Origin of the sequence: Paraburkholderia sp. 22098 (genome assembly GCF_052045935.1) — a bacterium.
Lineage (GTDB): Bacteria > Pseudomonadota > Gammaproteobacteria > Burkholderiales > Burkholderiaceae > Paraburkholderia > Paraburkholderia caledonica.
This window is the reverse complement of record NZ_JBQEPV010000007.1, coordinates 55,206-67,797: the sequence shown is the minus strand read 5'-3', so window position 1 is coordinate 67,797 and position 12,592 is coordinate 55,206. Positions and strand designations below refer to the sequence as shown.

Here is a 12,592-nt window from a genome sequence, read left to right as displayed (position 1 = left end):
GCTCATGTCGTCACGCATTATTCGTGGTCGCCTACACCACGTTTTTTTCCACGATGGGACGGTTTTCGAGCAGACGGTCCCAGTTCAGCGAAGAGAGATCGAGCGACAGGTAGCGTCCATTCAGAATCAATTCGCTTACGCCGCGGCCCGTTGCGGGGCCCTGCTGAAGACCATGTCCGCTGTACCCGTTCGCGAACACGCAGTTTTCGATTTGCGGGTGATAGCCAATGATCGCGTTGTGGTCGAATACGTTGTACTCGTAATAGCCAGACCAGCAGTTCGCGACACGCAGCGCTTCGAACTCCGGCACACGATGCGCAAGCGTCGGCCAGATGACGTCGTCGAAAAGGCGGTGATCTACCTCGTCAAGCGGCAGATCGTCAGGATCGTTATCCGCGCCCGGCGACGTACCGCAAATGTAGGTCTTCCCTTCCGGCCGGAAATAGACGCCGGTCGGATCGATCAGCAACGGACAATCTGCGAGGTGAGCCGGAGACGACACATTGAAAATGCTGCGACGGCGAGCAAAGACCGGAATGTCGATGTCCATCATGCCGGCAATCTTCCGCGCCCATGCGCCTGCCGCGTTCACGACCGTATCGCAGGCGAAGCGCTCGCCATTGCTGGCGATGACGTGCGTGATCTTGCGGCCCTCGCGAACGACACCGGTCACATCGGCGGCAATGTAGCGCGCGCCGAGCGACTGGGCTTTCTTGCGAAGCGCCTGCACGAGGCCATAGCCGTCGAACCATCCTTCGCCGCTCTCGCCGAAGGCGCCCGACGTGAGGTCGGCCACGTTCAGCCAGGGGAACCTGGCCTTCAGCGCTTGCTGGTCCATCAGATTGATGTCCGCGCCAAGGCTCTTCTGCAACGCGTGATTTTCGCGCAGCGTTGCGTCGCCGGCGGCCGTGGCGAGGAACAGGTAACCGCCTTCATGCAAATCGATCGAGGGCTTGTTGCCGTCCACTTCAAGAAGCTCGCCGATATTGCGCAGAAATTCGATACCGTACAGCGACATCTGAATCGATAACGGCGTGGAGAACTGCTGCCGGATCGAAGCGGCCGATAATGCCGACGACGACTTCGCGTAGCTCGGATCACGTTCGATCACGGACACGGAAACCGTCGGATCGGAAGCGCGCAAGAAGTAAGCAATAGAACTGCCGATAACGCCGCCACCGACAATAACGACTTGTGAACTCACGACTCGCTCCAGGTTGCACATGACCGGGTTGCCCCGGAAAGGGCCCGCCGGCGTGCAGTGACCGACTTGTCCGGCAGGGCCGCAACGACAGCTCGCGCAAAAAAAACGGCCGTGGTTAAACAGCCGTGTACGTGCAGCGCAAAACGCTCAGCCGATGTTGAAATCGATGCCCTGAGCGAGCGGCAGTGCTGACGAATAGTTGACGGTGTTGGTCGCGCGCCGCATATAAGCTTTCCACGAATCGGAGCCCGATTCGCGACCGCCGCCCGTTTCCTTCTCGCCGCCGAACGCGCCGCCAATTTCCGCGCCGCTGGGTCCGATATTGACGTTCGCGATACCGCAGTCGCTGCCCGACGCTGACAGGAAGCGCTCCGCTTCACGCAGGTCAGTCGTGAAGACACATGACGAAAGACCATGAACCGCTGCGTTGTTTCCGCCGATCGCGTCGTCGAAGTCGCTGTACTTCAGCACGTAGAGAATCGGGGCGAACGTTTCCTTCAGCACGACCGACGTTTGCGAAGGCATTTCGACGATGGCCGGACGAACGTAGAAGCCCTTCTCATTGCCGGCAACCGCATGACGTTCGCCGCCGAACACCTTGCCGCCTTCGCTCTTTGCCTGTTCGAGCGCCGCTTGCATGCGGTTGAACGACTGCTCGTCGATCAGCGGTCCCATCAGCACGCCCTGCTCCAGCGGATTGCCGATCACGACCTTGCTGTATAGCGCCTTCAAACGTTCGACGGCCTTGTCGTACACGCTTTCGTGAACGAACAGGCGGCGCAGCGACGTGCAGCGCTGACCGGCCGTGCCGACTGCAGAAAAAACGATGCCGCGCAGTGCCAGTTCCATATCGGCGCTGCCGGAGACGATGCCCGCATTATTGCCGCCGAGTTCGAGAATCGAGCGGCCAAAACGGCGCGCCACTTCGACGCCGACCGCGCGGCCCATTTCCGTGCTCCCCGTCGCGCTCACGATGTTGGAACGCGGGTCGGCAACCAGCTTTGCGCCGACCTCGCGGCCACCGTTCACGACGCTCGTCAGGCCTTCCGGAGCGTCGCCGAATTCCTTCAACGCGTCTTGCAGGATCTTGTCGACTGCCAGCGCGGTGAGCGGTGTCTTTTCCGATGGTTTCCAGACGACCGCATTGCCGCACACCAGCGCGAGCGCGGCATTCCACGACCACACGGCTGCGGGAAAGTTGAACGCGGAAATGACCGTGCACACGCCGAGCGGATGCCAAGTTTCAGCCATGCGATGACCCGGACGCTCCGACGCGATCGTCAAACCGTAAAGCTGACGCGACAGCCCAACCGCGAAGTCGCAGATGTCGATCATTTCCTGCACTTCGCCGAGGCCTTCCTGAAGGATCTTGCCGGTCTCGAGCGTGATGATGCTGCCGAGCGCGTGCTTCTGCTCGCGCAGCTTGTTGCCCAGCAGACGCACCAGTTCTCCGCGACGCGGCGCCGGCACGTTGCGCCAGCTTGCGTAAGCCTTCTGGGCGCTGGCCAGCGCGGCGTCGACCTCGGCGACCGTCCGGCTCGCAACGCGGCCGATGAGTTCGCCGTTGATCGGCGAACGGACGGCAATGTCGCCCGCTTCGGCGAGATGGGAAATGCCGAGTTGCGAGAGAATGGCGGATGCTTTCACGATTGAGACCTCTTTGAATTTCCAATACGAAATTTTGGTACGTTCGGAAACTATACACGCGCGGGTTTTTGCCGGCAACATCAACCGCTTCCGCTGCCGCCGTGCGCTCGCAAGCGTTATTTCTGATAGGAAATGCGGCCTGCATTCGAATCGGAACGCCTCATCAGCTTGAGCCGGCCTGAACACCGGCCGGAGACACACCTACTGTGCCGCGTTCGCGGTCATTTTGAAAATGCCTTGCGCATTACCGGCGTCGAAACGCAGGTCCGTGACCCAGCTACGCGACGCCTGATCGAAAGTGCGCTTGCGAGTAATGAATTCATAGAAGGAGCCAGGCACAGTGCGCGTGACGAGCCGGTCGCCAGTGGACCTGAATTGACGCTCGACCGTATCCGCGCGATAGGCGGTCTGGAAGACGCGGCCCGAGCGCGAGCGCTCGACTTCGGGCTTCATAGGCCGGCCCTTGCCCTTCTCTTGGTCCGACAGCGAGAACACGTCTTCCACGCGATCCGTCGCGTGATTGAAGGCGTTGCCTTCGGTAGCGATCCACGCCATTTCCGCTGATTCGCGCAACAGGACTTCGTAGTCCGCCTCGCTCGGCAGATCGTGCTGGCGAGCGAACGCGCCGACAATGACCGGCAGCAACTTGTGAGCTGCGTCGATAGCAAGCGAGCCTTCACGCTCCAGTTCCCAGAGTTGCGAAACGGCGAGCGGCGTCAACGGATCTTTCGACGAATGGACCACGTTAGTTACCGCCTGCTGGAACTCGCTGGAGAAGCGTTCGGGATGCAACTCGCTCACGAAGAACTGCGCGATTTCATCGGGCGCGTCATCATGCGCGTACGCACGGCCGGTCATGCCCAGTTTGTCGAGCGGATAGCGGCCGTTCAGCCTGAAGCCAAGCGGACGCAGGATGCGAGTGAATGCAGCCTCGCCAGGAGGCAACGCCCCGTTGTTCTCCCACCTCACGGTGCGCAACGCGCCGTGATCGAAATACACAGAGCCGCCGTTCGCGATTGTCTCGGTCGTATAGGCGCGCCCATTCGGCGAACGCTCCAGTAGATCCTCGAATAAGGCCATGTTCATCGCCTGCGCGAGTTCGGCGCGCGTCACCGTGCCGTCTTCCCAATCCGCCAGTGCGCTCGGAAATTTGAGGGTTGTAAAGAGCGATTCCGTTTTGGCCGGGCCAAGCAGTTTCAGTAACAGGCGTTCAACGTTCGAATTGCGCATCTGCGTTTCTCTCGGGGGCGCGCCGCCGCAGCGGGAAGGTATTTATCGACGGCATACCGGAAACTGGTAGCCAGAAGGTAGGCGAAGGGGTAGCCAAGCTTACGTGATTCTCATTATTCAAAGTGTTGCACCCGACGTAAAGCGAGTTTAAATTGCCACTTGATGACTTTTTGGAATTAACATGCGCAAGTTCAAGGTTCCCGGCACGAGCGCGTTACTGGCCTTCGAGGCCGCGGCGCGGCACGAAAGCTTCACTCATGCTGCGAAAGAGTTGTCCCTGACGGAGAGCGCGGTTTCGCGGCAGATCCTGACGCTCGAATCGAATCTTGGCGTGCGCCTTTTCGTTCGTTCGAAGCAGCGCGTGATGCTGACTCGCGCCGGTCGTCTGTACGGTACGCAGGTGCGCCGGGCGCTGGAGAATCTGGATCGCGACACGCTGTCGATCATTGCGCACGGCAGCGGAGGCGGTTACCTGGAACTCGCGGTGCTTCCCACGTTTGCGTCGCAATGGCTGATTCCACGAATGAAGGACTTCAACGACCGGAACCCGGACGTTCGAATCAACATGGGTGTTCGCACCGACCCGTTTCCCTTTGAGGAGTCGCATTTCGAGGCCGCCATTCACTATGGCAAGCCGACCTGGCCGGGTACGTCGTCGGACTACCTTTTCGGCGAGGAAGTCGTGCCCGTCTGCGCGCCGTCACTGCTTGCAAAGCCCGTCAGGAGAGCGCACGAATTGCTGAACTACCCGCTTCTCCATTCGACGACGCGCCCCGACGCCTGGTCCCGCTGGTTCGCCAATCTCGGCGTCGAAGATAACGCCACCATGCAAGGCGTCCGGTACGAACTGCACTCCATGCTGATCAGCGCCGCTGCCGCAGGACTCGGCGTGGCCCTCGTTCCAGAATTTTTCGTCGACGAACGGCTGTCGCAACTGGGCCTCGTCATTCCGCTCGCGGCCACCACGGTCGAGGAATCCGCGTATTACCTCGTCTATCCGACAGAGCTAAGTCACGGGAAGCCACTCGAACTCTTCAGAACCTGGCTGATTGAGGAAGCCGGCGCGTATAGCGCGGCAAGGCGCTGACGCGGCGCGTCACGGGCGCCCACGGCATGGCGCTTGCGCAAACCGGAGTGCCGGGCCATGTGCGCGGCACCAGGCGACCTCTTCCCTCTCTGCAGGAGACACCATGAAACTTCTCACGACACAAGACGGCCTGCCGCGGCTGTCATGGGGCCCGATTTTCGCGGGCGTTATTCTCTCGATGATCGTCTATCTGGTCATGAGCGTGCTGGGCACGGCTATCGGCGCGTCGCTGCTCGCGCCGATGTCCAAACCCGACCCGTTGCAAGGCTTCGGCTTCGGCTCCGGCGTGTGGGTAATCATAACGACGGTTCTCGCGGTCTTCGTCGGTTCGTACTACGCAGGACGGTGCGCACCCGTGCTCGGATGGCTGCATGGCCTGCTGGCATGGGCCGTCATGACGCTGTTCATTCTCTACGGAATGACTTCGCTCATCACGGGAGCGGTCAGCACTGCAGGAAGCGTGGCGGCGACGGGTGCGCAAGTCGGCGCGCAAGTGGGCGCGACTGCGGCCAATCAGGCAGGCGGAGCCAATTCCATCGTTGACACTGCCAAGCAGCAGATGCAGTCGGCCATGGCGTCGGCGGCATCGATGGCGTCCAGCCCCGAAGCCGGACAACGGGCCCGAGAAACCGCTGACACGGCCGCGCGCGGCGTCGCTCGCGCCAGTTGGTTCTCTTTCGCAGCGCTGATCGTCGGCGCGATTATCGCGATCGTGTCGGGCAGTGCGGGTTTCCGCCATCAGCCGCCGATTGAAGAAAGCGGTGGCTCGGCCGTTGGCCGCAATGCAGTACCGGGCAGCAATCGCGTTGTTTCGCCGCGAAGCAGAGCCTGAACTGCAACTGAAAGAGACGGCATGCGGCCCGCCTCGGGTTGCATGCCGCCGCATGTCGTCGTGCACCGTCGAGTGCGGAGATATGTTTTAAATCGCAAAGGCCGTTGCCACAAATATTTAACATTTGCTGTTGCAAGGAAAAAGACGTTGGATTCCCCTTGCACCTAATGCTATGTGCATTCTCCCCAAAAAAATTGCCGACCGCTTTAGCCGTCCGTCAATAATCGCCCCCATTGGTTATTTGCCGCATTTGGACTAATGTCTAATAACTCTTGGTTAGACAACAAGAACGAACGTTGCGAGGTGGGGGCATGGTCACTTTAATAGACCTGGAGATCGCGCATCTGGGGCGAGTCATGAGCGCGTCAATGACAGGAGATCTCGCGGGGCCGATCCTGCCGGCCGCCTACTGGCGCCTGCGGCTTCATCGACTACTCGATTCGCAGCACCTTACGAATGCACAATTGCGCTCACTCGACCTTCTCCTGCTGCGACTGGACGAACTCGAAGCGCAAGCTTCGAATAGCACCGCAGCCGGAATTGCAATCAGCATGAGCTAGTCGATGCAGTGCCGCGATAAGCCTGCAACGGAGAATTTCGAACGCATTTTCCGATGCAGGGTATAGCTTTGAATCGCGAATTCACACAAAAGCGTGAGAGGAACTGAGGCTGTCTGCTATGCGAATGCACGCAAAACATTGCTAGTTGCGCGAGCAACGGTTGGCAAGATTTCCTGTGCGCGCAGGTGACCTGGGTCCGCTAACATACAACCTGACAGATTCAGATCGGGCTGTCCGGTTTGGTGCCCTGCACCTTCACGCCGCTAATTCCAGGAGATAGTTAATGAATAAATCCCGCATATTTCTCGCGTCGATGATGAGCGCGGGTATGCTGGCATCGTCGCTCGTTCTCGCACAACCCCCGCACGACAACCCCGGCAAGGGCGGCGACCACGGTCATGGGGAGAGTCACGGTCACGGGCCCAACCATGGTCATGAATCGAATGGTCATGGCCCCAAACAAGTGCCACCCGGACACAGCCCGGACGGCCCAGGCAACTCCGCGAACGCGCCCGGACATTGGCGCAAGGGCGATCGCCTGCCTCCTGAGTACCGCGACCGTCAGTATGTGATCGACGACTGGCGCGCGTACCGGCTGGCTCCGCCGCCGCGCGGCTATTCGTGGGTCGGCATTGGCGGCGACTATCTGATGGTGCAGATTTCAACGGGAGTCGTCCTGCGCGTCGGGCCGTAAGCACCGATCGGCCGGCCGTTGCATCGGCCGGTCATGAAGCAATAGATTGCCACGCTCCCGTTGCCGGCGACCGTGGCAATTTCTCCATCAAAACCCGCGCAACAAAGCTGCAATCAACTGGCTCTTCAACCACCCCGCATCACATCGCAGGCCCGACAGCGGCCACATGCACTCCCTCCACACGTTGCACACGATTGACACGAAGCGCGCAGCAGCTAAAGAACCGTTGACGCGGCGCCGTTATATCAACCACGTATCGTGAGTCGGCGCGACGCGCTTGCGCCGTCGCGGACACTCTTCTTTCTGTGCTTTTTGCCATACCCGATGAAATGCGCATAGATACTTGCGCCAAAATTAATTTCGAACGACAACATCGACAACCAACCTTCATACTCTGTCACTTCTTAGGCGGGCTACTCCGACAGCGGAATCGGAAGCTCGTCAGACAGGGAATCGATGCATGACCGCCGTCCTTGCGACGGCCATTTCCGCGTAGCGCCGCACGCGGATCATGTGGAGCTTACTTTGTAATGAGTTATACCCCAGTCGTTCCGTTCGCCACCGACAAGGCCGACTCCGGCTCTTTCGTAGGCGGCGCACCAGCGTTTCGCCAACTGGTCCGGATGATCGATCGGGTTGCTCCTACCGATCATCCGCTGCTTATTTTCGGGCCGACCGGTTCGGGCAAAGAACTCGTTGCGCGCCGTGTTCACGCACACAGCCTGCGCCAGGATCAACCCTTCGTCGACGTCAATTGCGGCGCGATTCCCGAACACCTCGTTGAAGCCGAACTGTTCGGGCACGTCAAGGGCGCATTCACCGGCGCGGGCGAAAACCGCCAGGGGCTTTTCCAGCAAGTTGGCAAGGGCACGCTGCTGCTCGATGAAATCGGCGAATTGCCGCTCGCGCTGCAGCCGAAACTACTGCGCGTACTTGAAACGCGCACATTCCGTCCGCTGGGATCGTCGACCAGCCTGCAGTTTGCCGGACGCGTGGTTGCCGCGACACACCGCGACCTGCGCGAGCTCGCGCGCGCGGGGCTGTTCCGCGAGGATCTGTTCTACCGGCTCGCGGTCTTCGTACTCGCGGTGCCGGGCCTCGAGCAGCGCGTCGAGGATATCCCCGCGCTCGTCAACCACTTCGCGTCACAACACACGCGCCGGCTGGAGTTTGCGCCGGCCGCGCTGCGTCGTCTTGCGCAGCACCCGTGGCCCGGTCATATCCGGCAATTGCGCAACCTGGTCAGCCAGCTGAGCGTGCTCGCGGAAAGCACGGTGATCGACGTGGATACGCTCGAGCCGTTTCTCGCCAACGAGACCAGCGGGCCAGTGTCGCGCGCGAGTCTCGCCGATATGCTGATGCAACTCGAAGGCCGCGACAAGCTCAACGCCGCCGAAGATTTGCTGATCGACCGCGCACTCGAACGGACGAGCGGCAACAAGAGTGCGGCCGCCGCGATGCTCGGCGTGGGTCGCAAGACAATCGAACGGCGTCTGAAGTCGCGAGAGGAACATCACCGTGAAGCGCGCAAGTGCCTGGAGCATGCGAGTGCGCTGATCGAAGAATCGAAATTTGCCGAAGCAATTCCGCCGCTGCGCCGCTGTCTTGACGTGCTGCAAACGCCGAACGAACAGGACCCCGTGCGCCGCCTCCAGTTCGACTCCTACCGCCTTCTGGGCATGAGCTTGCGCAGCGTGCACGGCTGGCTGTACGCGGAAGCCACGGCCTGCTACGCCGCAGCGCTGGCGGTCGGTGAAGGCGTGTGCTCCCCCGCTGAAATCGCCGCAATCCAGTTCGGCATCTGGACCACGCAGCTAACCACGCTGCAACTCAAGCAGGCACGCGCAACCGCGCAGAACATGCTGGAGCGCGCGCAGAACGCCGGCGATCGCGTGTCGCTCGACGAAGCTCACGTCGCCATGACCAACACGCTGTTCTGGCTCGGCGACAGCGAAGAAGCTCTCGCCTGTCTCGCGCGCGGCAATCTGCTCGGCGTGGGGCGCAACGACATCCGCACCGGCTCGCAAGGAATCGACCTGGCGAGTCTCGCGTTGACGTTCGAAGGACTCGCCGCCTACCAGATCGGCGCCTTCGGACAGGCACGCCGCGCGATGGAAATGCTGATTCTGCGCACATCCGAACCCGGCGTGCACGCGCTCGCTCACGTCGTCAATTTGCAGGGCGCCGCCTGGCTCGCCGCGCTGTTCGACGACGTGGAACGGCTGGGTCAGCTTGCGAGCGAACTGGAGTCGGTGTCGATCGCTCACGGCTTCGCGTTCTATCGGGGAGTCGGGCAGGTGTTGCGCGGCTGTCATCTCAGCGCGCTCGGGCAGGCCGACGAAGCGGAAACTGTCATGCTCGACGGCTACGATAACCACGTCGTTTGCAATGGCGGTGCGCTGTTCTATTCATTCAAGACGTGGCAGCACGGGGAATTGCTGCTGCGCGCGGGCCGCGCGAAGACGTGCGAGGCGATCCTGGCTACGGCTATCGACGAGACGCTCGCCCGTCAGGAGCGCGTGTATCTGGGCAAGCTACTGGTCACGCGAGCACGCGCGCAGTGGGCGCTCGGCGACGTGAACGCCGCGGAACTCGGGCTGCGCACGGCGCTGTCGACGGCGCTCGCGTTCGGCTCGGTGCCTGGGCGCGTGGATGCCGCGCACCACCTCGCCGATTTGCTGCGCTCGACTGGCCGCGTAGCCGAAGCCATCGAGACGCTCGAGCGCGGCCTGCGTTCGTTGCCGACGGATGCAACGCCTCGCGTCGCGGGCGCGGCGAATCTGCTTGCCGAACTCCAGCAACATGCTTCGTTCCACAACTACACCAAAGGAATCGTAAATGGCATATGAGCTACGCCGGGAAGATCTCGAACCGCTGCTACTGGGCGCAGCTTTCTTCGGCAGCGGCGGAGGCGGCACCATCGAATCCGCACGGCATCTGGCCGCGCACTTCGTAGCCGGCGACTACTATCCCACCGACACCGTCAAGGTCGCTTCCGTCGATGAAGCGACCGAGGGCGCGGCCGTCATGGTCGCCTATCTCGGCGCGCCCGAAGCGATCAACTCGGCGACCTACCCGCTCGGCCCCGTGACGGCGGTGCAGAACGTTCAGGCTCGGCTCGCCTCGCAATCCAAGAAACTCGCCTATGTGATGCCGCCAGAAAGCGGTGCGCTGGGCTTCACGGTGGCAGCACTCGTGGCGGCGAAACTGGGCCTTGCGGTCATCGACGCCGACGGCGCCGGGCGCGCGGTGCCCTCGTTGCCGATGCTGACGTTCGCCGCTGCGGAAATCGATCCGCGGCCCGCGTTCCTCGTAAGCCAGGGTGGCCTTTGCGTCGAACTGAACGTGACGCCGCGCGGCGGCAGCGAAGGCGCGCCGACTCATCAGCGGGACGTGTCGGCGATCGTCGAACAGATGATGCGCCCGGTCGTGGCCGATCCGGAGTTCGGCCAGTTCGGCGGACTCGCGATGTGGGTGATGACGCCGGCCGATATCGGCCGCGCGACACCGATTCGCGGCACACTGACACGCGCACTGAAACTCGGGCGTGCGTTGCAGAGCGGAGAGATCGGCAGCGACCGGCAGATGACCGCTTATCTCGTCGAACGTTGCGGACTTGCGGCACGCGCAGTTTCCGAACCGGGCGAACTGGTGTCGGCCGAAGTCGATACGAGCGGCGGCTTCGACGTCGGCAAGATTCGCATTCAGGCTGGGCAGCATACCTATACGGTGATGTATCAGAACGAGTCGCTACTCGCATGGGACAGCACGTGTGCACAGCCGATCGTGCTCGCGCCCGACAGCGTCGCCTACTTCGTCGGCGGCGAGGGCCAGGCAGTCTTTAGCAATGGCGACCTTGTCAACGGCGACGGTTCGCTGAATCCGGCAATCGGCAAACGCCCCGTGACGCTAATTGCCTGGCGCGCCGAACCCGAGTTGCGCAAACCGGGCCTCATTCTCGACAACTTCATGCAGTTGCTGAACTCGCTCGGCTACCTCGGCCCTTACGTGCCGCTCGAATCGCTGCAGGCCGCACGCAAGGGAGATGCATCTTGAACTCGCCCATTCGTATCTGCGTGCTCGTGCCCGTTGCCACGTCTCAATACAACGACCGCATCATGAAGGCGATTGCGCCTGTCGTGCCGCCCGACGTCCAGGTGGAGATTCGCAACATCACCGAGGGTCATCCCGACATCGAGAACCGCACGAACTGGCTGCAGAACGGCATGCCGGTGGTCGAGCTCGCGCAGTCCATCGCCAACGACGGCTTCGACGGCATCTGGCTGACCGACTTCGACATGTGCGGCGTCGAAGCCGCGCGCGAAGTGATCGACATTCCGATCATCGGCGGCTTTCCGGCGTCGGCGTTTACGGCCCTCGCGCTCAGCCAGCGCTTCTCAATCATCACGATCCTGCAAAGCACGCTCGCGATGCAGCGCGGTCATCCGCAAACTTACGGCATAGAAGACACCTTCGCGTCGATTCGCGCGATCGACTGCCCTGTCGCGCAGCTCGAGAACATCGACGTCGTGGTTGTCCGCACCTTCGAAGCGGCGTTGAAGGCGATCAAGGACGACGGCGCGCAGGCGATTCTGCTCGGCTGTACGGGATTCGTGGACGTGGCGAGCCGGGTTTCGACGCTGCTCGGCGAGGCGCTCGGCGCTTACGTGCCCGTAATCGATCCCAATCAGGCGGGGTTCAGCTTCCTCGTGTCGCTGGTGCGTATGCGCGTGCGCCCGAGCAGGCTCACGTACAGCAAGGTCAGCTTGCAGGCGTAAGCAAGGCCGCTTCTGTCCGCCTCATCCCAGTCCGCTCTCATCTGTTTTTATCTGCTTTCGTCCGGCTGCGGCATGCATCGCCGCGCCGGACTTTCCTCTGCGCCGTTCATGACGCCCGCAATCCTCCCTCACGCCGTCGAGTGCCGCCCGCTGCGGACGAAATCGCCCTATTACGCGCGTCGCATGCCCATGTGGACGAAAACGACCAACTTTGACCACCAACCTGGACGAGATCGGCCAACACCGGCAGACCAGATTCGCCGACGCGCCCGAGCCTAAGCCATCTCAACATATGGCACGACCATTGCTTATACAAAGGCAGGTGGCCGGAAAGCTTCGACGAAATTGTCCGAATGACCGGGGAGCCGGAGAGACCAAAACAAGATCGCGCGCTGCAATGCGTTCGACGTTCTGTTGCCGCGTTGTTGCGTCCGTTGCGGGACGGCTGACACCGCGGATCGAGTAATCTCGATTCATTATGGCAAGCAGTCGTTTAGTTAAACGAACTAATACGTGCAACGCCGATCAATGCCAACGGTAGCCAGCCGTTGGTAGCAGAC

10 protein-coding genes are annotated in these 12,592 nt (G+C 61.6%); 7 read left to right on the top strand and 3 right to left on the bottom strand.

Annotation, left to right across the window (positions count from 1 at the left end):
• Positions 1-31: 31 nt before the first annotated feature.
• The 3 genes from ACTJLB_RS16235 to ACTJLB_RS16225 all read right to left on the bottom strand — a co-directional run bounded on the left by ACTJLB_RS16235 (position 32) and on the right by ACTJLB_RS16225 (position 4,081).
• On the bottom strand, positions 32-1,204 hold the full coding sequence (locus ACTJLB_RS16235) for an NAD(P)/FAD-dependent oxidoreductase (protein WP_440783848.1): 1,173 nt from the start codon (positions 1,202-1,204) through the stop codon (positions 32-34).
• Between the two features lie 147 nt (positions 1,205-1,351).
• Positions 1,352-2,851 (bottom strand): L-piperidine-6-carboxylate dehydrogenase, encoded by a 1,500-nt coding sequence (gene amaB, locus ACTJLB_RS16230; protein WP_440783847.1) that lies wholly within the window; start codon positions 2,849-2,851, stop codon positions 1,352-1,354.
• 201 nt (positions 2,852-3,052) lie between these two features.
• Positions 3,053-4,081 (bottom strand): DUF1338 domain-containing protein, encoded by a 1,029-nt coding sequence (locus ACTJLB_RS16225; protein WP_440783846.1) that lies wholly within the window; start codon positions 4,079-4,081, stop codon positions 3,053-3,055.
• A 181-nt stretch (positions 4,082-4,262) separates the two neighbouring features.
• On the opposite strand from ACTJLB_RS16225, the gene ACTJLB_RS16220 reads away from it, so the two are divergent.
• The 7 genes from ACTJLB_RS16220 to ACTJLB_RS16190 all read left to right on the top strand — a co-directional run bounded on the left by ACTJLB_RS16220 (position 4,263) and on the right by ACTJLB_RS16190 (position 12,032).
• Positions 4,263-5,168, top strand: a complete 906-nt coding sequence (locus ACTJLB_RS16220) for a LysR substrate-binding domain-containing protein (RefSeq protein WP_020066869.1) — start codon at positions 4,263-4,265, stop codon at positions 5,166-5,168.
• A gap of 103 nt (positions 5,169-5,271) precedes the next feature.
• Positions 5,272-6,000, top strand: a complete 729-nt coding sequence (locus ACTJLB_RS16215; RefSeq protein WP_020066870.1) for a YrzE family protein — start codon at positions 5,272-5,274, stop codon at positions 5,998-6,000.
• Positions 6,001-6,311: 311 nt separating this feature from the next.
• Positions 6,312-6,560 carry a hypothetical protein gene (locus tag ACTJLB_RS16210; RefSeq protein WP_027804445.1) on the top strand — a complete coding sequence of 83 codons (249 nt, stop codon included), beginning with the start codon at positions 6,312-6,314 and terminating at the stop codon, positions 6,558-6,560.
• Positions 6,561-6,843: 283 nt separating this feature from the next.
• Positions 6,844-7,254: an RcnB family protein gene (locus ACTJLB_RS16205; protein ID WP_131316314.1), complete on the top strand. Its 411-nt coding sequence runs from the start codon at positions 6,844-6,846 to the stop codon at positions 7,252-7,254.
• Between the two features lie 530 nt (positions 7,255-7,784).
• Complete coding sequence (locus ACTJLB_RS16200; protein WP_440783845.1) at positions 7,785-10,103, top strand: sigma 54-interacting transcriptional regulator; 2,319 nt, start codon at positions 7,785-7,787, stop codon at positions 10,101-10,103.
• Positions 10,093-11,310, top strand: coding sequence for an S-methyl thiohydantoin desulfurase domain-containing protein (locus ACTJLB_RS16195; RefSeq protein ID WP_440783844.1), 1,218 nt, complete (start codon positions 10,093-10,095; stop codon positions 11,308-11,310). Before ACTJLB_RS16200 ends, ACTJLB_RS16195 begins: the two co-directional genes overlap by 11 nt.
• A complete protein-coding gene (locus ACTJLB_RS16190; RefSeq protein WP_088174053.1) occupies positions 11,307-12,032 on the top strand; it encodes an aspartate/glutamate racemase family protein in 726 nt (241 codons plus the stop codon). Before ACTJLB_RS16195 ends, ACTJLB_RS16190 begins: the two co-directional genes overlap by 4 nt.
• Positions 12,033-12,592 lie beyond the last annotated feature (560 nt).

Coding starts and splice junctions, on each gene's coding strand:
- ACTJLB_RS16225 (WP_440783846.1), bottom strand. CDS start 4,081: ATGCGCAATTCGAACGTTGAACGCCTGTTACTGAAACTGCTTGGCCCG.
- ACTJLB_RS16220 (WP_020066869.1), top strand. CDS start 4,263: ATGCGCAAGTTCAAGGTTCCCGGCACGAGCGCGTTACTGGCCTTCGAG.
- ACTJLB_RS16215 (WP_020066870.1), top strand. CDS start 5,272: ATGAAACTTCTCACGACACAAGACGGCCTGCCGCGGCTGTCATGGGGC.
- ACTJLB_RS16210 (WP_027804445.1), top strand. CDS start 6,312: ATGGTCACTTTAATAGACCTGGAGATCGCGCATCTGGGGCGAGTCATG.
- ACTJLB_RS16205 (WP_131316314.1), top strand. CDS start 6,844: ATGAATAAATCCCGCATATTTCTCGCGTCGATGATGAGCGCGGGTATG.
- ACTJLB_RS16200 (WP_440783845.1), top strand. CDS start 7,785: ATGAGTTATACCCCAGTCGTTCCGTTCGCCACCGACAAGGCCGACTCC.
- ACTJLB_RS16195 (WP_440783844.1), top strand. CDS start 10,093: ATGGCATATGAGCTACGCCGGGAAGATCTCGAACCGCTGCTACTGGGC.